Origin of the sequence: Paracoccus broussonetiae (assembly GCF_031854425.1) — a bacterium.
GTDB lineage: Bacteria > Pseudomonadota > Alphaproteobacteria > Rhodobacterales > Rhodobacteraceae > Paracoccus > Paracoccus broussonetiae.
On record NZ_JAVRQI010000012.1, the window covers coordinates 55,790 to 78,308 of the forward strand.

Here is a 22,519-nt window from a genome sequence, read left to right on the forward strand (position 1 = left end):
GGACCAAAAAGCGTCGTCCATCCCCTGAACCGCAGAAACTATAGCCAAACGGGCTAACCCGTTCGCATGGTCCCGCGTCCAATTCGTGCCGAAAGGCTATAGCCACCGGGAATGGCTGAGGCTCCAATGGCTAGAGGCAGGCCTAGCGCCTTCGAGCGGCTAGGAAGCACAAGGCCTCTCGGCGTATTTTCGATGATGTCGGCGCGGGCATTTCGCCGCGTCCGAATCGGGAGTCGCTCGAGGTGGAGGAGCGGCGACTTGATACACTCAGCAAAGCGGGGACGGTTGCGCCGTCAAGACGGTGAGCATGGGCTCAGCGGTCGGACTCGGTTTGCTTTCTCTTCACCTTCAACCCGGACGGGGCGACGTGTCTGCGAATGCATTGACCGTACCCGCCCACCCGTAGGGAGTGAGCACGATGGCTGACAGCCGTAGTACGAACCTGTTCGCCTGGCCCCTCGACAGTCAAAGCCAGGATCAGGATCAGGGCCAGGGGCAAGGTCAGGGACAAGGCCAGGGCCAGGGCCAGGGTCAAGGCCAGCTGAACCTGCAAGCGCAGGGACAGGGCCAAGGCCAGGGGCAAGGTCAGGGACAAGGCCAGGAACAGTCCCAAAGCAACGAAAACACGAATGGAAACGAGAATTCGAACAGCAATGAAAGCAGTTCGGAATCCTATAACGGCGCAGGCAACATTGCGCTGAATGGGGCGGCGAATGGCGCGTTGAACGGTGCGGCGAACGGTGCCCACAACAATGCGGAGAACGGCGCAACGAACGCTGCGGACAACACGTCCAGCAACGATGCCTCGAACAGTGCCGCCAATTCGGCCGCGAACTCGGCCAGCAACAGTTCTGCAAACAGCAATGACAGCAGCAACACCGCGACGAACGAAGCCAACAACTACACGGATGTCGCAACCAACGTGACGACCACGGTGGATGTGTCGCTGGATCTGGACGGCTGGGAGCCGTCGGACAACGACTATGTCGACATCGACAATGCCTATGGCACGATGGGCGATGTGCTGGTCAACCGCGATGGCGAGGTGAATGTCGGCACGCATGACGTGCGGCTGGAAAACATCACGATCGGCGACGGTGTCGGCACCGTCAACAACCAGGTCGGCGAGATCAACGACGAAGACAGCCTGACCGACCCCGACGTCACCAATGCTTCCGAATTCAACCAGAACGGCGATGCCAATGGCGGCGACGCGGATTCGGGCGACGGCATTGATGCCGGCGGCACCGGCGGCGACGGCGGCCATGTGCTTGCGGTCGGCGGCGAAGGCTATGCGGATGCGGCCGGTGGCAGTGCCACCTCGGCTGGCGGCGTGGCCACGGGGGCCGCGGGCGGAGGCGCTGCCGCACTTGGCGGCATCGGCGTCGGCGGCTCGGCACTTGGTGTCGGTCTTGGTGCCGGTCAGGGCGGTGATGCCTCGGGCGGCGATTCCGGCGCGCTTGGTGTCGGTCTTGGCGCGGGCCAAAGCGGCGACGCGACCGGCGGCAGCAGCGCGGCGGGCGCAGGCGCACTGGGCCTGGGCGCAGGCCTTGGCGGTGCCGGTGCGGCAGGCGGCAGCAGCGGTGCGACCGGCGATGCGGGTGACGGCGGCGAAAGCGGCAGTGCCGGCGACGGCGGTGAGACCGGTGACGGTGGAGACGGCGGCGAAGGCGGCGAAGGTGGCTCTGGCGGCGACAGCGGCGATGCTGGCGCGGGCGGCAGCACCGGCAGCGCCGGCGACGGCGGTGACAGCGGCGACGGTGGCGCGGGCGGTCCTGCCCTTGGCGGCATCGGCGTTGGTATTGGCGCGCTGCTTGGCCTTGGCGTCGGCGGCGCCACCGGTGGAACCAGCGGAGACGCAGGTGACAGCGGCGACGCGGGTGACGGCGGCGACAGCGGCGACAGCGGCTATGGCGGTGCCAGCGGCGCTGGTGGCGAAGGCGGCTATGGCGGCTACGGCGGCTATGGCGGCAATAGCGGCACCGGCGGGGCCGGTGGTGACAGCGGCAATGGCGGCGCAGGCGGCGACAGCGGCGACAGCGGCAATGGCGGCGGAGGCGGCGACGGCGGCGATGGCAATGGCCTTGGCGCGGCGCTGGCCGCAGCGGCAAGTGTCGGCGGCGACGCGGCCTCGGGTGCTGCCTCGGGCAGCGGCACGGGCAATGCGACGTCGACCGGCGGTGCCGGTGGCGAAGCGGGTGGCTATGGTGCCGGGTTCGGCGGCGCAGTGGCCGGAGACGGAATGGGTGGCGCGGCCGATGCAACGGGTGGAGACGGCGGCTATGCCGAAGCCACCGGCGGCTGGTCCATGGGCGGTTACGGTGCCAATGCCAGCAGCGGCAATGGCGGCGACATCAGCGACATCACGACCGGTGCAGGCGGTTCGGCCAATGCCGGGATGTGGGGTTCGAACAACGGTGACGACGGCTATGTCACCGGGACCTCGACCGCCTCGGCAGATGGCGTCCTGGACACCACGGCGTTCAACCAGAGCATCGTCATGGGCGCCAACATCCTTGGCAACTCGGTCGATATGACCGTCGTCGGAGGCGATCTGAACTCCAGCGTGGTCGGCGACGACGCCTGAGCGGCCAAGATCTGAAAAAATATCCTGCGCGAAGCTCATTCGCGCAGGACGCATGTAGCGAGAACCCCTTCGGACCGGCCGCCGAGGGACTCGTCTGGGAAGGATCACGACATGCTTTTGATATCTGCGGCTGACGAAGCAATCTGGCATTTCATCGGCATTTTTCACATTACCGACGAAGTCATCCGGCTTAGGATCAATTACGAGGAACTGGACCCGGCCCGTGTCGAATTCGATCCGGGCCACATCGTTCCCAAGGATCTGGTGACAGCCTATCCTTTCGAGGTTCCGGACTTTCTGCCCGGCCTAACCTATACTCCCCCCAGCCCGTCCCCTTACGAGCTGACCCCGGTTCTAAGCCGGCAGCCCATGGATCTGGAGCGGGCTCCGATCCCCTTTGCCCTGCCGCCCGAGCAAATCCGCGACTTCAATCCCCCGGTCATCGGGACTGTCGCGACCTCGCATCCGCCCGGAACCCCGCCCGAGCCGCACACCCCGCCCGAGCATCCCGTTCCCGAATGGACAATGCCGGCCCCTGATTCCGTGGCTCTGTACAACTTTCAGCAATCGGTCCTTTACGACGGCGATCTGGTGCTGCGGGGTGAGATTCCCTTTGGCGAGGATGGCGCAAACGCACCCTTGCAGATGCTTTACGACCAAGCGGGGCAACTGGGCGTGTCGCTGCCGGTGGAACCCTCTTCGGGCGATGACGCGTTTCTGGAGATGGCGCAGCTGTTTCGCGATGCCGAGGCCCCTGCCAACCTGCCCGAAGGATCTGTAAGCTGGACCCGGACGGGACAAGACGTGCTGGGCAAGTATCAGGATGGAGTGGCTGTCGATGCGCGCCCGGATCTGGACGCCCTGCTGCCCGCCTATACGCAGGAACGGCAGGATGAGGATTGGCGCGACAATACCGCCCAGCATGAGATCGTGCTTGGCAACAACATGCTGGTCAACGAGGCCAATATCGTCTCGGCCTGGATCACCGCCCCGGTGCTGGCGGCGGCGCAGGGGGTCTACAGCTACACCATCATCAGCCAGGTCAATGTCTGGAGCGATCTGGACCGCATCCTGTCGCCCAATGGCGTGCTGGATTTGGACCAGAGCCCGACCAACGCGCTGAATTTCGCATCCTACAGCCTGACGGCCAATCCGCTGTCCCATCCGACCGGCGACGGCGATGCGCCGCAGTTCTGGCTGACCGCGACGCTGGAGGGGAGTCTGGTCAGCGTCAACTGGATCGACCAGTACAATTTCATCAGCGACGACGACATCACCTCGTTCACGCTGCACGGAGACAAGACGCTGTTGCTGATCGGGGATAACGGCGCGGTGAACCATGTCTCGCTGGCCGAGCTTGGCTCGCAATTCGACCTGATCATCATCGACGGGTATATCCTGAACCTGAACGCGATCCTGCAGACCAACGTCATGCTGGACAATGACAGCATCAACATGGGCGCGGGTGGCGGCAGGATCAGCTCTGGCGACAACCTTCTGGTCAACGATGCTACCATCAACCAGATCGGCCGCGAGAATTTCGCGGGATCGAACGATGCCTATGACACGATGATGCGGCTGGCGGCTGATGGGCGGGTGATCCTGCCGGCCTCGGTCCTGAACGATCCGGCCTTTGCGGGCCTTGACGTGCTGCGCGTGCTGCACATCAAAGGCGATCTGGTTTCGGTCAACATGATCCGCCAGACCAATGTGCTGGGCGATGCCGACCAGATCGAGACCTATCTGTCGGATGCCCAGCTTGGCGGCGATGTCCGCGTGGTCACCGGCTCGAACACGCTGGTCAACGTGGCGCAGATCACCGAATACGGTGTCGATGCGACCATCCATTCCGGCGGAGGTTACTATTCCGACGCCTTGCTGCACCAGGCCGAACTGGTCAGCGAACGGCCCCTGCATATGGGGGCCGGACCCGCGCCATTGGCCAGCGAGGCGGTGCTGTTTCTGGCCGATGGCATGCTGGACCAGAATGATGGCGACCGCGAAGTCGGTCCGCTGCATCATGACGGCGCGGTTCCGGCCGACATCATGGAAACCGTGCTGGCATGACACAGGACAGAACGCGAGGCCCCTTCGGGCGCAACGCCCAGACAGGGCAGGGACAGCAGCAGGACACCGCCCAGGGCATGGGGCAGGGCTGGCAGCAGCAGACGCCGCGCCCGCCCAGCAGCGCCGCCCCCTTGGGCAAGGGTCCGATCATCGATCAGCAGGCCGGGCGATTGCCCGATCTGCCCGCCGGTCCAGGCGGGAAGTCCGCAGGATTTCACAAGCGGGTGGCCGAGCCCGACATCTCGCATGCATTGCAGGCCAGCCTGCGCCAGATCTGGGCCAATATCCTTGGGGTGCTGCTGTTCAGCGGAGTCACCAATATCCTTGTGCTGGCGATCCCGATCTATCTGTTCCAGATCTCGGACCGGGTGCTGACCAGCCGTTCGATCGACACGCTCATCATGCTGACGGTGCTGATCATCGGCGCGGTGTTACTGCAGGTGACGTTTGACGGCATCCGGCGGGGGATGCTGCTGCGCAGTTCGGTGGATCTTTCGGCGCGGCTGGGTGCACCGATCCTGTCAGCGGCGGCGCGCGCATCGCTGCAAAGCAACGGGCAGGAATACCAGACCCTGGGCGACCTGCAGACGCTGCGCAACTTCCTGGTTTCGGGAACGCTGCTATCCATGCTGGACCTGCCCTTCACCCCGGTCTTTATCCTGGCGATCTTTCTGGTCCATCCGCAACTGGGCTTCATCGTGCTGGCAACGGCGATCCTGCTGCTGTCGATCGCGCTGATCAACCAGCACTTCACCGCCAAGCCCTTTGCCGAGGCGAACCGCCACCTGAGCCGCGCCAACCTGCATCTGGAATCGATGGCGCGCAATTCGCAGATCATCAATGCGCTGGCCATGATCCCCGAGGCGGTGACAATCTGGGGACGGGACGCGGCGGGCTCGATGGCAGCGCAGGTCAAGGCGCAGGACCGCAACATCTTCTTTGCCGGTCTGTCGCGTGGGGTGCGGCTGCTGACACAGGTGGGGTTGCTGGGCTGGGGTGCGAACCTTGCGCTGCACGGGCAGATCACCGGCGGCATGGTCATCGCCGCCTCGATCATCGCGGGCCGGGCGCTGGCCCCGATCGAAGGCGCGATCGAGGGCTGGAACAGCGTCTCGCTGTCGCGTTCGGCCTATGGACGCATCCAGAGCCTGCTGAAATCCTCGCCGCTGAACCAGCAAAGGCTGCAACTGCCCCGGCCCGAAGGGCGGCTGGATGTCGAGCGCCTGCTCTACGTCCCGGTCGGGACCAAGCGGGTGGTGCTGAACTCGGTTACCTTTTCGCTGAATCCCGGGATTTCGCTGGCCATTGTCGGTAAATCCAGCGCGGGAAAGACGACCTTGGGCAAGATGCTCGTCGGCTCGATCCTGCCCACTTCAGGCAGCGTGCGGCTGGACCTGATGGACCTGCGCAACTGGGATCAGCGGCAACTGGGTCAGTCCATCGGCTATCTGCCACAGGACGTGCAACTGTTTCCCGGCACGATCAAGGCGAATATCGCCCGCATGCGCTTTGATGCCAGCGACGAGGATATCTATCAGGCGGCGGTCCTGGCCGATGTTCATGACATGATCGCGAAGCTGCCCGAAGGCTATGAAACGATGGTGGCCGCCGATGGCTCGCCCCTGTCGGGCGGGCAAAAGCAGCGTATCGGGCTGGCGCGTGCGTTTTTCGGCAATCCCCGGCTGGTGGTGCTGGATGAGCCGAACTCGAACCTCGACACGGCGGGCGACCGGGCGCTGTCGCGGGCGATGGCGCTGGCCAAGCGCGACCGGATCACGATGATCGTCATTACCCAGAAACAGGCGGTGCTGCGCGACGTCGACAATATCATGCTGCTGGCCGACGGGCAGATCGCGATGTTCGGCGCACGCGACCAGATGCTTGAAAAACTGGCCCGCCAGCGGCAGTCCGAAAGCGTGCTGCCCAACGCCGCGCCGTCGGCGCCACCGGCGTCCCCGTCATCCGGTCCAGCGGGAACGACGCCATGATGCTGCACACCGACAACCAGATCTATGCGCAGGTGCCGCGCTCGGTTCGCTGGCATCTGACCGTCGGGCTGGTGCTTCTGGCCCTTGCCTTTGGCGGCTTCGGCACATGGGCGCTGCGCGCGCCCCTTGCGGCGGCGATCATGTCGCCCGGCACCTTCGTCGCCACCGGCAAGAACAAGATCGTCCAGCACCTTGAGGGCGGCATCATCCACGAAATCCTTGTGGGCGAGGGCGACAGCGTCACCGAAGGACAGGCGCTGCTGCGACTGGACGGCACCGCCGCGCAGGCCAACCAGCGTGAACTGGACCTGCGCCGTGCCCGGCTTGAGGCGATCGGCGCAAGGTTGCGCGCCGAGTATGACCATGCCAACCAGCCCCTGTTTTCGGACTGGCTGAACCAGCGGGGCGACGATCCCAGCTTTGCCGCGATCATGACCGAGCAGATGGGTGCCTTTCGAACCGCGCGCACCAAGCTGGACGGGGAAGTCGGGCTCCTGGAAAGCAATATCGCCGCCGGTCGTTCGCGCATCCAAGGTTTCCAAAAGGAACTGGCGGCGGTGCAAATTCAGGCCAACCTGCTGCGCGAGGATCTTGATACCCGCGAGCACCTGTTCAAGCGCGGTCTTGTACGGCGCAGCGACGTGAATACGCTGGCCCGCGCCATTGCGGATGCCGAAGGTCAGATCGGTCGCCTGAACGCCGAGATCGCCGAGACCGAGGAAACCATCCGCAAGGCCGAACGCGAGATCTCTCAGACCCGCAACCAGCACACGCAGACCGCGATGGACGAAAGCCAATCGATCGAGGCCGATCTGGACAGCGTGCGCGAGCAGTCGATGAAGGCGCAGGATATCCTTGAGCGATCAGAGATCCTGTCCCCGGTTTCGGGCACCATCGTCCGGTTGTATTACCACACCCCCGGCGGCGTGATCGAGGCGGGCAAACCGATCCTGGAAATCCTGCCGCTGGATGCGCCCTTGGTGATCGAGTCCCAGATTTCGCGCGGCGATATCGACGATGTCGAGGTGGGCCAGCATGCGGCAGTGCGGCTGACTGCGCTGAACCAGCGCACGACCCCTGTGCTGCAGGGCACGCTGGTCTATGTGTCGGCCGATGCGCTTGCGACGGAAACCGATGGGGTGCGGCATGAGATCTACCTTGCCCGCGTCGCCTTGCCGGCCAGCGAACTTGAGCGGGTTCCGGGCTTTCACCCCACCCCCGGAATGCCAGCCGAAGTCATGATTGAAACGGCTGCCCGCACCTTCTTCGAATATCTGGTCAAGCCGATCGAAGACAGCCTGTCCCGCGCCTTCCGCGAGAACTAGGGTAAGCCAGGGGCGGCGAAGGAAATGGGCCTGAAAAGCTGCGGTTCGGCGTCACCGCATCTGCCGGAATGCAAGCCTGCCCGGAAAGCTGGATCGCAGCGCAAGACAACCGCATCCGCAGGGACCGGCTGTCCGCATTGTCGCCTCATTGCGCGGCTCTGGCCATCAAGCTGGCCGAGGACGCGCACCTTCCAAGTCACGGAAGCGGAATGAACTCGGCATCGTCACCGGGCGGCAGTTGAAAGCGGCCATGCGCCCAGTCGCCTTGCCGCCATGCCTCCTTGGCGGCGTCGATGCGCTCCTGCGAGGAGGCAACGAAGTTCCACGAGATATAGCGCGGCCCGTTCAGCGTCTCGCCGCCCAGAACCATCAGACGGGCGCCACGCTCCCCGGCAGTCAGGGTGATGCGGTCGCCCGGGCGGAACACCATCATCCGACCCGCCTCGAACGTGTCGCCCGCAATGGTGACCGACCCTTCGGACACATAGACGCCGCGATCCTCGTGGTTGTCGGGCAAAGGCAGTTTTGCGCCAGCCGCCAGCACCGCATCGGCATAGAAGGTTTCGGTGAAGGTCTTGACCGGAGCGGTCGCGCCATAGGCCGAGCCAAGGATCAGGCGAACCTGCTTGCCGCCCTCGTCGATAAAGGGCAGCGCCTCGCGTCCGTGATGTTCGAAGCTGGCGTCGCTGTCTTCGGCATGTTCGGGCAGGGCCACCCATGTCTGGATGCCGAAAAGCGAGCCGGGCCTTGTGCGCATCTCGTCGGAGGTGCGCTCGGAATGGGTAACGCCGTTACCCGCGATCATCCAGTTCACCTCGCCCGGATAGACCATCTGGTCGGCCCCGGTGCTGTCGCGGTGATGGAACTCGCCCTTGTAAAGATAGGTGACGGTGGCAAGCCCGATATGGGGATGCGGGCGCACGTCGATTCCACCGCCGGTCAGGAACTCGGCCGGGCCCATCTGGTCGAAGAAGATGAACGGGCCGACCATCTGACGTTTCGGGGCAGGCAGCGCGCGACGCACTTCGAACCCGCCCAGGTCGCGGGCGCGCGGAATGATCAGCGTCTCGATGCTGTCGAGTGAGTCCAGGGGACATTCCGGGTTTTGGGTGGGGTTCCAGCTCATGGCTCAAATGTTCCTTGGGGCAGTGGTGTGATGGATCTCGGGAGCGTCGTTCAGCATGGCACGAATGCGGTCCTGCAGCGCCTTCTCGGCATGGGTTACCCGGTCGTGGTGGCGAAGATGCGCCAACCAGGATGCCTCGTGCCAGCTTTCGATCAGCCTGGTCGGACGGGAGGCGTCCTGGCGCAGCACCCAGCCATGTGCACCATGGGCGCGACGGCTGCGACGCTGTTCCTGCATCAGGGCAATGAAGGCGGCGTGCCGCTCGACAGGGACATCATAGGCGATCCAGATGGTGGCTGGTTGATCCTCGGGGGCAGCCTTCGGCTCGGGCCAGTGGTGCGCCGGGCTGTGATCCTCGGCATGTCCGCCCAACCGTGCCCAAAGCGTTGCCGGGACCGTGACGACAAGCCCCAGCGCGGCAACCAGCAGCGCCGTCGGAACAGACGTGTGGGCCGCGATCGTGCCCCAACCAAGACTGCCCAGCGACATTGCGCCCGAAAATACCGTCAGATAGATGGCCAATCCCCGCGCGCGCACCCAATCAGGCAGGGCCGATTGTGCGGCGACATTCAGGCTGGAGAGGACCGCGATCCAGGATGCCCCGCCAATCAGTCCGGCCAGCAGCGCTGGCGCTTGCCCTGGCACCAGCGCCAGCACGACCAGCACGATCGCCGTGCCCGCCGAACCAAGGACCACCGTCCGGTCTGGACCAAGCCGTGTGCGCAGCTTGGGCAGGACCAGCGCACCGCCGACCGCGCCGATCCCGACTGAGGCCAGAAGCGCTCCGTAAAGCCCTGCGCCGCCACTCAGGACGTTCCGCGCCACCAGTGGCAGCATCGCCCAGAATGCGCTGGCAAAAAGAAAGAACCCGGCTGCACGAACAAGGACCAGCCGCAATGGCCGGGTAAAGATCGCATAGCGCAGGCCTGCGATCGCTGCACCAAAGACATGCTCGGCCGGCAGCTTGCGGGCGGGTTCGACCTGCGGTTTCCACCAGATCAGCGCGGCGATGACCACCAGCGTCGAGACAGCGTTCAGCGCAAATGGCCAGACCAGCCCGAAGGCCGCGATCAACATGCCCGCCACCGCGGGCCCGATGGCGCGGCTGATATTGATGCCCATCGAGTTCAACGCGACCGCCGCCGTCAGGTCCTGCCGCGGGACCAGTTTTGGCACGATGGCCTGCCAGGCCGGTGCGATGAACGCCGCACCACTTCCCAGAAGAAAGGTGAAGATCAACAGAAGGACCGGCGTCATGGCTTCGGCTTGCACGACGGCGGTCACCGCTAAGGCCACGATTGCCAGCGCGATGTTCACGACCAGCAGCAGCTTGCGACGATCAACGATGTCGGCCACCGCTCCGGCGATGATTGCGAACAGGAATACCGGCAGCGTGGTCGCCGCCTGCACCATCGCAACGATCTGAGGCGACGGTGCCAGGCTGGTCATCAGCCATCCCGCGCCGACGTCATTCATCCAGGTCCCGATGTTCGAAACGACGGTGGCAATCCACAGCACGGTGAAAGCGCTTTGTCGGAAGGGGCTCCATGGGCCACCGGTCTCGGGCGTGGTTTGGGGTGTATCGGTCATGGTTCAGCCCTCCACAGGCTTGTCCGGATTATGGTCGTGGCATGGCTCGAGACGATCCTCATACCGCCCAGCACGCGCAACCAAGCGCGCCCCAGAAGCCCTTGAGATCCGATACGGGCAGGCTTGCGCCCCAGGCCCCAGCGTGATCGTGGCCGTGGACGCCGCAGGCCGAGGCGCAGCCGCAACGGACGGCCGCCGTTTTTGCAACCGCAGGCTCGCCGGCGCCCCAGGCCGCGTAGCCGCCAAACCGGCGCACGGGCGACCAGTCGGGCATTGCCGGCGGGATTTGCGTGCGGTCAAGATCGGCGAAGTCGCCCTTGCCATAAACCACCTTGCCGCCAACCATGGTCAGCTCGCTGGTAATGTCGGGAATGTCGTCCTCGGGGCATGAGAAGAAATCGCGATCCGGCACGATCAGATCGGCAAGATAACCCGGAGCAATGCGACCCCGGCGGCCTTCGTCGTTCGAGAACCAGGCAACCTTTTCCGTCCACATCCGCAGTGCGGTGTCGCGGTCCAGCCGATTACGTTCGGGGGTGATCCGCAACCCGCCCACCGTCCTGCCGCTGATCAGCCAGGACAGGCCCACCCACGGATTATATGAGGCGACCCGCGTCGCATCGGTCCCGGCCGAGGTCCGCACGCCCTTTTCCAGCATCCGTGCGACGGGAGGCGTCGCCTCGGCCGCGCGCGCGCCGTAGCGTTCGACGAAATATTCGCCCTGATATGCCATGCGGTGCTGCACCGCGACTCCGCCGCCCAAGGCCGCCACGCGGTCCAGCGACCGATCAGAAATTGTCTCGGCATGGTCGAAGAACCAGTTGATGCCGGTCAGCGGGATGTCGCGGTTCACCTTCTCGAACACATCCAGCGCGCGGCTGATCGTCTCGTCATAGGTCGCGTGCATGCGCCAGGGCCAACGGTTCTCGGCAAGGATGCGGACGACATCCTCCAGGTCATCCTCCATGCCGGGGGACAGGTCCGGGCGCGGCTCGCGAAAGTCCTCGAAGTCGGCGGCCGAAAAGACCAGCATTTCGCCTGCGCCATTGTGGCGGAAGTAATCGTCGCCCTGACGATAGGTCACCGACTTCGTCCAGTTGAGGAAGTCCGCCTTCTCCTCCTTGGGCTTTTGGGTGAACAGGTTGTAGGCAAGGCGCACGGTCAGCTGGTCGTCATCGGCCAGCTTCTGGATGATCTCATAGTCTTCGGGATAGTTCTGCATCCCCCCGCCCGCGTCGATCACGCCCGTGATGCCAAGACGGTTCAATTCCCGCATGAAGTGACGGGTCGAGTTCAGCTGGTAGTCAAAGGGCAGCTTCGGTCCCCGCGCCAGCGTGGCGTAAAGAATGCCCGCATTGGGCTTGGCCAGAAGCAGCCCCGTTGGATTGCCGCGCGCGTCACGCTGGATCTCTCCGCCCGGCGGGTTCGGGGTGTCGCGGTCATAGCCGACGGCGCGCAATGCGGCGGCATTCAGCAGGGCCCGGTCGTAAAGATGCAGGATGAAGACCGGCGTGTCAGGTGCCACGGCATTGATCTCGTCCAGCGTCGGCAGGCGCTTTTCGTCGAACTGATGTTCGGTAAAGCCACCGATGACGCGGACCCATTGCGGCGGCGGCGTGATCTCCACCTGCCGCCGAAGCATCGACATCGCGTCCGACAGCGACCTGACGCCGTCCCAGCGCAGTTCCATGTTGTAGTTCAGCCCACCCCGCACGACATGGGTGTGATTGTCGATCAACCCCGGCAGGACCAAGCGTCCACGCATATCGATGATCCGTGTCGCGAGGCCGGCCAGCGGCAGGATATCGCCGTCGCGCCCGGCCTCGGCAAAGGTGCCATCCGTGATCGACACGGCCTGCACCAGCGGAGCGGCACGCTCCAGCGTCGTGATGCGTGCATTGTGCAGGATCAGGTCTGGCTGCATCAGGATTTCCTTCGCTGGTGGGCACTCGGCAGTTCGCCGAAGACATGGTTTAGACTGTGTTCGGCCGGGCGATCAGCAGTCAGCCAACGCCAGACCGGCACTGCCTGTTCGCCGATGAGGATGCCCAGAAGGCCCACAAGGGCGACAACCGGCGGTGCAGGCGAGCGGACATGCAGAAGGCTGTAGATCACGCCGACAAGAAGGCCGCAGGCAAGCGAGACAAGGTAGATCTTCATGGGAATCCCCCGGGCGGTTCGGCCGCGTCCGAAGACGCGGCGCGGTTTCCTTCAGGCCTTGACCGGGGCGAGCGTCTGGCCGGTGTGGCTGCTGCGCGAGGCGGCCTTGTGGACCATGGTATAGGCGTAGTCGACGCCCATGCCGTAGGCGCCGGAATGTTCGCGCACCACGTCGATGACCGCGTCATAGGTATCGCGGCGGGCCCAGTCGCGCTGCCATTCCAGCAGCACCTGCTGCCAGGTCACGGGGATCACGCCGACCTGCATCATGCGCATCATCGCCATGTCATGCGATTCCTTGCTGGTGCCGCCCGAGGCATCGGAAACCATGTAGATTTCGTAATCTGTATCCGCCAATGCCGACAGTGCGAAGGACAGGTTGCAGACCTCGGTCCAAAGGCCCGAGACGACGATCTTCTTGCGCCCGTTCGCGGCCAGCGCATCGCGCACCTTCTTGTCGTCCCACGAGTTCATCGAGGTCCGCTCAAGCAACGGGGCATCGGGGAAGACGTCCAGCAGTTCGGGATAGGTATGGCCCGAAAAGCTTTCGGTCTCGACCGTGGTGATCGTGGTCGGAATGTCGAAGATCTTCGCTGATTTCGCCAGTGCAACCGTGTTGTTCTTCAGGACCTGGCGGTCGATCGACTGCACGCCGAAAGCCATCTGCGGCTGGTGATCGATCAGGATCAATTGGCTGTTCGTTGGGGTCAGCAGTTCCAGTTTGCTGTTCATCTGTCGGTCCGTTTGTGTTGGTCGTGTTAGCTTTGAACTGGCGATGCCGTGCAGCATGGCGGAAGAGAATGGCAGCAATCGGAACATCGCTGTTCTCCCTGCGGCAGTCCGGGACCCTTCCGCCATGCGCGGTCGGCGATCAGCCCTGGATGAACGCCAGGATGTCGGCGTTGAGGGTGTCGGCGTTCACCGTCAGCATCCCGTGCGAGAAGGCGGGATAGGTCTTCAGCGTGCCGTTCGTCAGCAGCTTGATGGCCTTGTGGGCCGCATCATGGATCGGCACGATCTGATCATCCTCGCCATGCAGGACCAGCGTAGGCACGGTGATCGTCCGCAAGTCCTCGGTCTGGTCGGTTTCCGAAAAGGCCTTGATGCCGTCGTAATGCGCCTTCGCGCCGCCCATCATCCCCTGGCGCCACCAGTTCTGGATGACCCCTTCATGCACCGTCGCGCCTTCGCGGTTGAAGCCGTAGAAAGGACCGGCAGGCACGTCGCGGAAGAATTGCGCGCGGTTCGCGGCAAGGGCGCTGCGGAAGCCGTCGAAGACCTCCATCGGCAGGCCTTCGGGGTTTGCGTCGGTCTTCAGCATCAACGGCGGCACGGCAGCGACAAGGATCGCCTTGGCGACGCGGCCCGCGGGCTGTCCGTGCTTGGCCACATAGCGGGCCACCTCGCCGCCGCCGGTCGAGTGGCCGATATGAACGACGTTCTTCAGATCCAGCGCCTCGACGACCGCAAAGGCATCGGCGGCGTAATGGTCCATGTCATGCCCGTCCGACACCTGGGTCGAACGCCCGTGGCCGCGCCGGTCGTGGGCGACCACGCGAAATCCCTGGGCCACGAAGAACAGCATCTGTGCGTCCCAGTCGTCCGAGGACAGGGGCCAGCCGTGATGGAACATGATCGGCTGGGCGTCCCGTGGGCCCCAATCCTTGTAGAAGATGTCGACTCCATCTGAAGAGGTGACGAAATTCATGGTCATTTCTCCTTGAAAAGGGGTGGATGAGGACGTGGCCAATGCCGGGAGCGGAAGTGCCGTCGCGGCCAGCAGTGCCGCTCCGGAAAGCAGGACGGTTCGGCGGCTTGGGCTTGGAGCATTCATTGGCGGTGCCTTGGTTTTCGATGTCGGTACACGCGGCGGACCATAGGGGGGCATTCATGCCTTATCTTGTCGCCAAGCCTCTGATTTTGGATAAAACGATCCCAAAACGATACCGGTCCGGAAGGGCTGGGGAACACGGCAGAGAAGATAGGCAATGGCAAGACGATCCGGTGCCAGCAACGAGCAGATGGAATACCTGCGCGTCCAGGGCGGGCAGACGGTCAGGGCATCCGTCCTGAACAAGAGCATCATTACGGTCACGCGGCTTACGCGGGACACCCCGAACCACGGATTCGTCGACCAGCATTTGCCGGAAGACGCATTCATGATGGCTTACCAGTTGAGCGACTATCAAGGCGATCTCTGGGTTGACGGCAAGAACGTCAGCGCCCCGGCCTTCCATGCGGGAAACTTCACGTTCTACGACTATAACCGGTCGTGGCAGGCCAATATGAAGTCGGCCTTCGATTGCGTGAACTTCTATATTCCCCGGGCGGCGCTGACGGCGCTCGAGGAAGATCTGGGCACCCGGCGCATCGAAACGCTGAACATCCGGCCGGGCGGGGATGTGGACGATCAGGCCGTGCGCGGACTAGTCGGCGCACTTCTTCCGTCTTTCACCCGCCCAGACCAGGCCAGTCGCCTGTTCATGGATCATGTCGGGCTTGCGCTCTGCACCCATTTGGCCGTGACCTATGGCGAGGCTGGCCAGCCGCGCCCCCCGCATCCTGGCGGTTTGTCGCCCTGGCAATTGAAGCGCGCGACCGAGATCATGGACGCGAAGCTGGACGGCGATGTTCAGGTTGCCGATGTCGCCCATGCCTGCGGCCTGTCGCCATCGTATTTTTCGCGTGCCTTCAAGCTTTCGACCGGGATGCCCCCCTACAAGTGGATCCTGAGACGCAGAATCGACAAGGCCAAGCACCTGCTGCGGGCGACCGCCCTGACCCTTGGGGAGATCGCCCTCGATTGCGGCTTTTCCGACCAAAGCCACTTCACTCGGGTCTTTGCATCCAGCGTAGGGGCGTCACCGGGGCAATGGCGCAAAGCGGTCCGGGCATAGCCCGGTGCTGCAAATTGCCTAAAGGTTTGGACACGCCATCGATGTGATCGGACTGCGAAGCGCCCGCCGCCATTGGCCGGGCGTTTCGCCCAAGATCATCGAGAAGACCCGGGTCAGATGGCTTTGGTCGGAAAACCCGCATTCAAGCGCCACCTGCGAGATCGGCATGTCCGACCGCAGCAGCTCCTTTGCCCGCCCGACCCTGTATTCCAGCAACCAGCGATAGGGCGTCTTGCCGAAACTCTGCTTGAATGCCTTGCTGAAATAGCTTCTCGAAAGCTGGCAGGTACCGGCAAGAATATCCAGCGAGAAGTCCCCCGCGACATGTGCTGCCAGGAACTCTGTCGCTCTTTCCTCCTGCCATGCAGCGAGCGTGCCTTTCTGATCGGCGGGAAAATGCAAGCCGCCATAGGTCTGGGTCAGGTGGACAAGAATGGCGAGGCCGATCTGTTCAAGGAAAAGTTGGCACGCCCGCTGCGGGTTCGCCAAAGCCGGCAGAAGCGCCTGCGCGAGACCGTTCAGGATGGTGTCCTGCGTGGCACCGGAACAGTGCAGGCTATTGAACTCGGGCCGCCCCGCCTCTCTTGCGAAATCCTGCACGGACAGAAAGGGGATATGGAACGAAACCCTGTCGAACGCGGACAGGTAGCACACCCTCCAGTTGGGTCTCAGGTCGTTTATGGTCAGCGTCCGCGCGGAATGTCCCCCCTCGAAGACAAGTCGGCTGTCGCGCCAAAGCTTATGACTGTGCAGATCCCGCAACTGGGTTTGAACTTCGAAAGCCTCCTCATTGCCCCATGTTTCCTCATAGGGGGAAGGCCGCTCGTCATGGGAACGGCGGTTGGCCGTTATCAGGCCCAAATGCAGGGGGTCCGGGACTGTCATGTTCGCGTGTTCAGCAATCATCGTTCGACCTACCCGTCTTGTTCTCTTGGGAGGTGAGGTTCTTTTCCCAATGATCTGGCTTTGCAGAGAAATTGTGCAGAAGATGCGCGCAGATCGCGGTCGCAAGGTGACGGAGCAGCGCCGATGACGCAGGATCGTCGCGTTCAAATAACGGAAGAAGAACGGCCGCAATGCTTGCGATCACCGGGTCCGCTTCGGCCCGGCGACAAACAAGACGCGGGGGATCGGGAACGCGTCCGCCTTCCGCAGTACGGATCGCCTCCACCTCCAACAGCAAGGGTTTCGGGATGACCAAAGCAAGGGAATGGAGCGAACTGCGAAGGCTGATGGCCACGCCCTGGCAAAGGTCCACAAGGCAAACGGAGCCGGTGGCATAGCTCTTGGGAATCGTGGACCTGCCATCTTCCTGCACGTCGGCATACACGGCCGCTTCAAGGTATACCATCACGAAATAGGCGTCCGCAGCAGGCAGTGTCACGTTGACGATCTCGCCCTCGCGCAGCGTCCTGTTGATCCTGGTCGCCGAAAAGGTTTCTGATCGAACTGGAGCGATTGAAATGCAGGGCGCGCGAGGCATACCGAAGAATGCGCCGACGCGGCCGGATTCTATTGTGGAAATGTTCAAGGCTCCTCCGGCAATCATCCGTTCTTGGTGAGGCCAGCGATTCAGCCTTTGACGGAACGAAGACAGTCGGAAACCGGACGGGTGCCCTCGTTACGAGCCAGACCCTAGTGGCTGGTCTGGCGCAAATCTTGTTCATTCCTGCTGTTGAAGGTGTAACTTGGACAGCGACGAAAGCTACGATCCGACGCTAGGCTTTACGCGCATCTGATCCTCGGCGATCCGCAAGCCGCATTCACGATGAGGGCGCAAAGCAGACGCCGTGCTTTGTTGAACTAAACTGCCGCTTCGTGAACCGGTGCGCCGAGGCGCATCTCGAATCTGTCCGTGCTCACTGATCTGGATTCGATCACCGCTCAGGCTTCGAATTGGCCGGCACAGGCGCGCCGCAGATACGCGCCTGCGCAGAGGCTTCAGCAGGCCGCTGTGTAGGTCTGCCCGGTCTGCGTATTGCGATAGGTGCACATCTTGGTCGTGGGCTGGTTGGCTCCGACCTGTGCGCCGACCGCAGCACCTGCCAGCGTCGCCGCCGTTCTGCCACTGCCCGAACCGATCTGATTGCCGACGGCCGCGCCCACCAGGGCTCCGGATGCCGCATTCACGCCCTGATTGTCCGAACAACCGGACAAGCCGCCAAGGCTTGCGAGCATGAGGGCCGCAGCCCCTACCAGTTTCATCATGATTTCGTCTCCTGTCACGTGGGAAGGCCAAGAACGAATTGGATTGCAGGCAAGCCGATCACCTAGCCCTGCGCGCAGGGCATCGGGTTGGGGCGTGAAGCCTAACGTCGCTATTAACTTTCAATCCCGTCAACAAGTTCCTTGCTCATCGCAGCCATTTCGCCACCACCGGCAACAAGGCTGACCGCCCAACCCGTCAGGGTCGTCGTGGCGAGGGGGTGTCGAACTGAGCTTGCGAACGACACGGATCGCCAAGCATTCATCGGCCCCGGACAAGGGCCGTAAGTCGCCTCCAGGGCCGCTTCCGTTGCGCTTGGCGAAGCCCACGGCTTCCATGTGGATTCGAGAGTTCCGGGGTCAGCGGAAGACATCGAACGCAGAACCGCCGAGGTGCTGCCAACCGGAAGTGCATCTCGCATGAGTAAATCATAGACGTATGGACGTTCCCTTCTGGTGCGCCGACAGTAGTATTCATCGCGAAACCGAGGCGTGGAGATTCCGCAATGACGATCACGGGCAAGCAACTGTTCACGACATTGGAACCGGATGGGACGCTCACCGTGGCGGTCGAAGAAGTGACCGTCCCCGATCCGACCGGCAACCAGGTTCTCGTGAAAATGGAGGCCGCGCCTATCAACCCGTCGGACCTCGCCATCCTGGTTGGTGGGGCCGATCTGGAGACGGCCAGCTACTCGCCCGGCAAATTCGTTGCCAAGGTGCCCGAGCCGTTTAACACGGGCTCGAAAGCGCGCCATGGTCTCAAGCTGCCTGCCGGGAACGAAGGTGCCGGTACGGTTGTCGCAGTCGGTGACAGTGACATGGCCAAATCGCTTCTGGGCCAGCGTGTCTCCTGTGTCCCGGGCAATGCCTACAGCGAATATTGCATTGCCGACGCCGCGATGTGCCTACCGTTGGGCGATCATTCGACCGAGGATGGTGCGAGCGCATTCATCAATCCCATGACCGCTCTGGGGTTCGCCGAGAATGCCAAGATGGACAGGCAAGACGCGATCCTGCACACGGTCGGGGCATCCAACCTGGGCCAGATGCTGACCCGCATTTGCAAGGAAGATGGCATCGGTCTGGTCAATATCGTCCGAAAGGACAGCCAGGTTGATTTGCTTAAAAGCCTCGGCTCCACCCATGTCGTCAATTCTTCGAATGACGACTTCATGCGCCAATTGAGTGCCGCGATTGAGGACACCGGTGCATTCTATGGCTTCGACCCGATCGGCGGCGGCCAAGGTGCCGACAACGCCTTCAAGGCCATGGAGCAGGTCGCGGTCAGCAGAATGACGGAATATTCACGCTATGGCTCGACCCAGCCGAAGCGCATGTTCATCTACGGGCGACTGGACGTGACCCCGACGATCTTGACACCAAGCTACGGCTTTGGCTGGACCCTTGCGGGTTGGCTGTTGTTCCCATTCCTTCAAATGGCCGGAACGGAAACCGTCAGTCGGATGCGGGAGCGCGTGCGCGAAAGCCTGACCACCACCTTCGCCAGCCATTACAAAAAGCGCGTCAATCTTGACGAGATGCTGACCAAGCAGGCCGTCACCGACTACAGGGCCATGAAGACAGGTGAGAAGTATCTCGTTACCCCTTGGTCGTGATGATGGTGCAGGGAAAACTGTTTCGGCTCGGAGCGCACGCTGACTTTGGTTTACTGATCACAGCGCAATGCGATGAGTGCCAATGCCAGCGGCGCGAATGACGCCCACAGCACGACGTCCCAGCCAAAGCTGTTCAGCAGCCCGCCCGACAGGAACGACCCCACCGCCATCGTGCCGAACACCACGAAGTCGTTGAAGGATTGCACGCGCGCCTTTTCCTCGGGGCGGTGGCATTCCAGCACCATGGCCGAGGCGCCGACGAAGCCGAAGTTCCAGCCGATCCCCAGCAGGATCAGCGTCAGCCAGAAATGCGCGACATCGACCCCCAGAAGCCCGACGATGGCTGACGCGCCGGTCAGGATCAGGCCCGCCATGACCACCCGCGCCGCGCCAAAGCGCGAAATCAGTGCGCCGGTGAAAAAGCTTGGCGCATACATCGCGATGACGTGCCATTGCAGGCCAAGGTTGGCAGATTCTTGCGATAGGCCGCAGAATTTCATCGCAAGTGGCGCGGCGGTCATCAGAAAATTCATCAGCAGATAGGATACGACGCCGCAAATGACGGCGGTGATGAACTGCCGCTGGCTGACGATCTGGCGCAGGGGGCGGCCCGTTGTCCTTGCCTGTACGGCAGGACGCGGAAGACGGACGCCTGCAAGGACAAGGGCCGATAGCGCCGCGACCAGAGCTTGCCCGACGAAGGTCGCCGAGAACAGATAGGGCTGCCACAAATGCATCGTATGCGTGACCATCTGCGGACCCAGTACGCCCGCAAAGACACCGCCCGCCATCACGAATGACAGGGCGCGCGGTCGCGCCTCGGCACGGACGCAATCGGCGGCGGCGAAGCGAAAACTTAGGACGACCGCCGCATAGGCGCCACCGAAGAACGTGGACAGGCAGAACATCCAGAACGAACTTATGACCACCGCGATTGCCGCCAGCAGCCCCGCCAGCACACCGCAGCCCGCGCCGATCATGAACGCGGCACGACGTCCGCTGCGTTGCGCGATGGCCCCGGCGGGCAGGGTGCAGGCTGCCATGCCGACCACGAACAACGAAATCGGCAGCGTTGCCAGCGCCGGACTGGGGGCCAGCATATCGCCGGTGACCGCCCCCGTCGCAAAGATCACTACCGAATTGGCCCCGGCAAGTGCCTGCGCGATGGTCAGTCTGGCGATATTGCTGCGGGCAAAGTCATAGTGCGCGGGGGCTGCGGCAGCCAAAGATTCATTGTCGGCAATGTCGGACATGTTGGTTCAGCAGTCGTGGATGTTTCGATGACCGCGCGGCATCAAGCTGCGCGGGGGGCAAAGGCGGTTTTACATTGCGCTTGTCTGGCTGTCTCGACCAAGTGAAATGAATGTCAAATAACCGCCAAGGCGCACGAACATGGCATGGCATCCCCATTTAGCCTGGGGGATGGAGCAGGAGGATGCAGAGGTCAATGGGCCTGCGCCAATGGAAACGAGCGGCGCCGCCACGCCGCCCGCACCGCCCGCACTCTAGTCGATTTCAACATGATATTGATTTTATTAATTTAAACCGAAATTCAGCTTTCCAATGGCAGATCTATGATTGCCAAAAAGGACGCAAACCGGCCGAATGTAGCGGTCGGAACACTCACACTGTGTCAAGATACAGCTCGACCGTCTCGTCATCGGAAAGCTCGGCCATATAGCGGAGTTCCTGGCGTTTCGTCATAACGAAGTTCTCGATCAGGTGGGCTGGGAAGATGCGCTTGATCTGCGGGCACTCCGCGAAGGTGTCGATCGCCTCGCCCCAGGTTGCGGGAAGCTGATCCAGCCCTTGTTCATAAGCATTGCCCCGGATTGCGGTCGGGGGTTCAGCCCGATCCTCAAGCCCATTCAGTGCCGCCCCCAGGATCGCGGCGACCGTCAGATACGGGTTCACGTCACCGCCGGCGACACGATGCTCAATCCGGCGCGCCTTTGGCCCCGAGGAGGGGATGCGGATCGCCGAGGTCCGGTTCTCGTATGCCCAGCCGATCCCGGTCGGAGCATGGGCATTCGGCACCAGCCGATCATAGCTGTTCTCGTGCGGGGCAAAAAGCAGCGTCGATCCGGGCATCGCCGCAAGGCAGCCGGCGACGGCGTGGCGCAACCGGTCCGAGCCTTCCTCGCTGCCATTGTCAAAGATGTTGTCGCCGTTCTGGTCCAGGACCGAGAAATGCATATGCATCCCCGAACCGTTCCATTCATCATAGGGCTTGGCCATGAAGGATCCCGCAAAACCATAGCGGCGGGCCAGGCCCTTGACCAACTGCTTGAACAGCCAGGCATCGTCCGCAGCCTTCAGCGGATCGGCCTGGTGCATCAGGTTGATTTCGAACTGCCCCGGCGCGGCCTCGGAAATCGCGGTGTCGGCGGGAATGTCCATCGCCTCGCAGGCGTCGTAAAGCGCGGTAAAGAAGCGGTCGAAGGCGTCAAGCGCCCGCAAACTGAGCGTTTCGGCCCCGGTGCGGCGCTTGCCCGATCGCGGGCTAGGCGGGACGCGCAGCTGTCCGCCAGAGTCGTCGATCAGGAAGAATTCAAGCTCGGTCGCGACGACCGGGGTCAGGCCGGCTGCCGCGTAGCGTTCGACGACGCGGGCCAGCGCCTGCCGGGGATCGCCGTCATAGGGCCGCCCGTCGGGATGGAACATCCACAAAGGCAGCAATCCGGTCGGCGCTTCAAGCCAGGGCATCGGCATGAAGCCGCGCTCGGTCGGCAGCAGCAGCCCATCCGGATCGCCCGCCTTGAAGACCAAAGGGCTGTCTTCGATATCTTCGCCCCAGATGTCCATGTTCAGAACGGAGTAGGGGAATTTAGTGCCTTCGGTCAAAAGCTTGTCCGCGAATCTTGCGGGAATGCGCTTGCCTCGGGCCATGCCGTTAAGGTCGGCCGCGGCCACGCGGATGGTTTTGACTTCGGGATGCTCGCGCAGCCAGTCCAT

General features: G+C 63.1%; 17 protein-coding genes. 6 read left to right on the forward strand and 11 right to left on the reverse strand.

What is annotated here, in order from left to right:
- The first annotated feature begins 418 nt into the window (after nucleotides 1-418).
- The 4 genes from RM190_RS15665 (at nucleotide 419) to RM190_RS15680 (ending at nucleotide 7,967) form a co-directional block, all read left to right on the forward strand.
- Entirely contained in the window at nucleotides 419-2,587 is a 2,169-nt protein-coding gene (locus tag RM190_RS15665) for a hypothetical protein (protein ID WP_311760401.1), read from the forward strand.
- A gap of 111 nt (nucleotides 2,588-2,698) precedes the next feature.
- Entirely contained in the window at nucleotides 2,699-4,654 is a 1,956-nt protein-coding gene (locus RM190_RS15670) for a hypothetical protein (protein ID WP_311760402.1), read from the forward strand.
- Complete coding sequence (locus RM190_RS15675) at nucleotides 4,651-6,642, forward strand: type I secretion system permease/ATPase (protein ID WP_311760403.1); 1,992 nt, start codon at nucleotides 4,651-4,653, stop codon at nucleotides 6,640-6,642. Before RM190_RS15670 ends, RM190_RS15675 begins: the two co-directional genes overlap by 4 nt.
- A complete protein-coding gene (locus tag RM190_RS15680) occupies nucleotides 6,639-7,967 on the forward strand; it encodes an HlyD family type I secretion periplasmic adaptor subunit (RefSeq protein WP_311760404.1) in 1,329 nt (442 codons plus the stop codon). Before RM190_RS15675 ends, RM190_RS15680 begins: the two co-directional genes overlap by 4 nt.
- 196 nt (nucleotides 7,968-8,163) lie before the next feature.
- On the opposite strand, the gene RM190_RS15685 is transcribed toward RM190_RS15680, so the two are convergent.
- From RM190_RS15685 to RM190_RS15710, 6 genes are all read right to left on the reverse strand, one after another.
- On the reverse strand, nucleotides 8,164-9,093 hold the full coding sequence (locus tag RM190_RS15685; protein ID WP_311760405.1) for a pirin family protein: 930 nt from the start codon (nucleotides 9,091-9,093) through the stop codon (nucleotides 8,164-8,166).
- A 3-nt stretch (nucleotides 9,094-9,096) separates the two neighbouring features.
- On the reverse strand, nucleotides 9,097-10,683 hold the full coding sequence (locus RM190_RS15690) for an MFS transporter (RefSeq protein ID WP_311760406.1): 1,587 nt from the start codon (nucleotides 10,681-10,683) through the stop codon (nucleotides 9,097-9,099).
- Between the two features lie 58 nt (nucleotides 10,684-10,741).
- Nucleotides 10,742-12,607 (reverse strand): amidohydrolase, encoded by a 1,866-nt coding sequence (locus RM190_RS15695; protein WP_311760407.1) that lies wholly within the window; start codon nucleotides 12,605-12,607, stop codon nucleotides 10,742-10,744.
- Nucleotides 12,607-12,843 carry a XapX domain-containing protein gene (locus tag RM190_RS15700; RefSeq protein WP_311760408.1) on the reverse strand — a complete coding sequence of 79 codons (237 nt, stop codon included), beginning with the start codon at nucleotides 12,841-12,843 and terminating at the stop codon, nucleotides 12,607-12,609. The genes RM190_RS15695 and RM190_RS15700 overlap by 1 nt, the downstream gene beginning before the upstream one ends.
- Before the next feature lie 51 nt (nucleotides 12,844-12,894).
- Nucleotides 12,895-13,575, reverse strand: a complete 681-nt coding sequence (locus RM190_RS15705) for a hydrolase (protein WP_311760409.1) — start codon at nucleotides 13,573-13,575, stop codon at nucleotides 12,895-12,897.
- A gap of 139 nt (nucleotides 13,576-13,714) precedes the next feature.
- Nucleotides 13,715-14,551, reverse strand: coding sequence for an alpha/beta fold hydrolase (locus tag RM190_RS15710; protein ID WP_311760410.1), 837 nt, complete (start codon nucleotides 14,549-14,551; stop codon nucleotides 13,715-13,717).
- Nucleotides 14,552-14,831: 280 nt separating this feature from the next.
- Between RM190_RS15710 and RM190_RS15715 the strand changes: the two genes are divergently transcribed.
- Nucleotides 14,832-15,740, forward strand: a complete 909-nt coding sequence (locus tag RM190_RS15715; RefSeq protein WP_311760411.1) for a helix-turn-helix domain-containing protein — start codon at nucleotides 14,832-14,834, stop codon at nucleotides 15,738-15,740.
- An 18-nt stretch (nucleotides 15,741-15,758) separates the two neighbouring features.
- Here RM190_RS15715 and RM190_RS15720 read toward each other — a convergent pair whose 3' ends face one another.
- The 3 genes from RM190_RS15720 to RM190_RS15730 all read right to left on the reverse strand — a co-directional run bounded on the left by RM190_RS15720 (nucleotide 15,759) and on the right by RM190_RS15730 (nucleotide 17,948).
- The gene (locus RM190_RS15720) at nucleotides 15,759-16,625 is read right to left on the reverse strand and encodes a helix-turn-helix domain-containing protein (protein WP_311760412.1); all 867 of its coding nucleotides are present in this window, start codon (nucleotides 16,623-16,625) and stop codon (nucleotides 15,759-15,761) included.
- A gap of 10 nt (nucleotides 16,626-16,635) precedes the next feature.
- Nucleotides 16,636-17,271, reverse strand: coding sequence for a hypothetical protein (locus RM190_RS15725; RefSeq protein ID WP_311760413.1), 636 nt, complete (start codon nucleotides 17,269-17,271; stop codon nucleotides 16,636-16,638).
- Nucleotides 17,272-17,681: 410 nt separating this feature from the next.
- The gene (locus RM190_RS15730) at nucleotides 17,682-17,948 is read right to left on the reverse strand and encodes a glycine zipper 2TM domain-containing protein (RefSeq protein WP_311760414.1); all 267 of its coding nucleotides are present in this window, start codon (nucleotides 17,946-17,948) and stop codon (nucleotides 17,682-17,684) included.
- A 503-nt stretch (nucleotides 17,949-18,451) separates the two neighbouring features.
- Here RM190_RS15730 and RM190_RS15735 point away from each other — a divergent pair.
- Nucleotides 18,452-19,564 carry a zinc-binding dehydrogenase gene (locus RM190_RS15735; RefSeq protein WP_311760415.1) on the forward strand — a complete coding sequence of 371 codons (1,113 nt, stop codon included), beginning with the start codon at nucleotides 18,452-18,454 and terminating at the stop codon, nucleotides 19,562-19,564.
- Between the two features lie 50 nt (nucleotides 19,565-19,614).
- Here the strand turns inward: RM190_RS15735 and RM190_RS15740 are convergent, their stop codons facing one another.
- Nucleotides 19,615-20,817, reverse strand: a complete 1,203-nt coding sequence (locus tag RM190_RS15740) for an MFS transporter (RefSeq protein WP_311760416.1) — start codon at nucleotides 20,815-20,817, stop codon at nucleotides 19,615-19,617.
- A gap of 370 nt (nucleotides 20,818-21,187) precedes the next feature.
- Complete coding sequence (locus RM190_RS15745; RefSeq protein WP_311760417.1) at nucleotides 21,188-22,519, reverse strand: glutamine synthetase family protein; 1,332 nt, start codon at nucleotides 22,517-22,519, stop codon at nucleotides 21,188-21,190.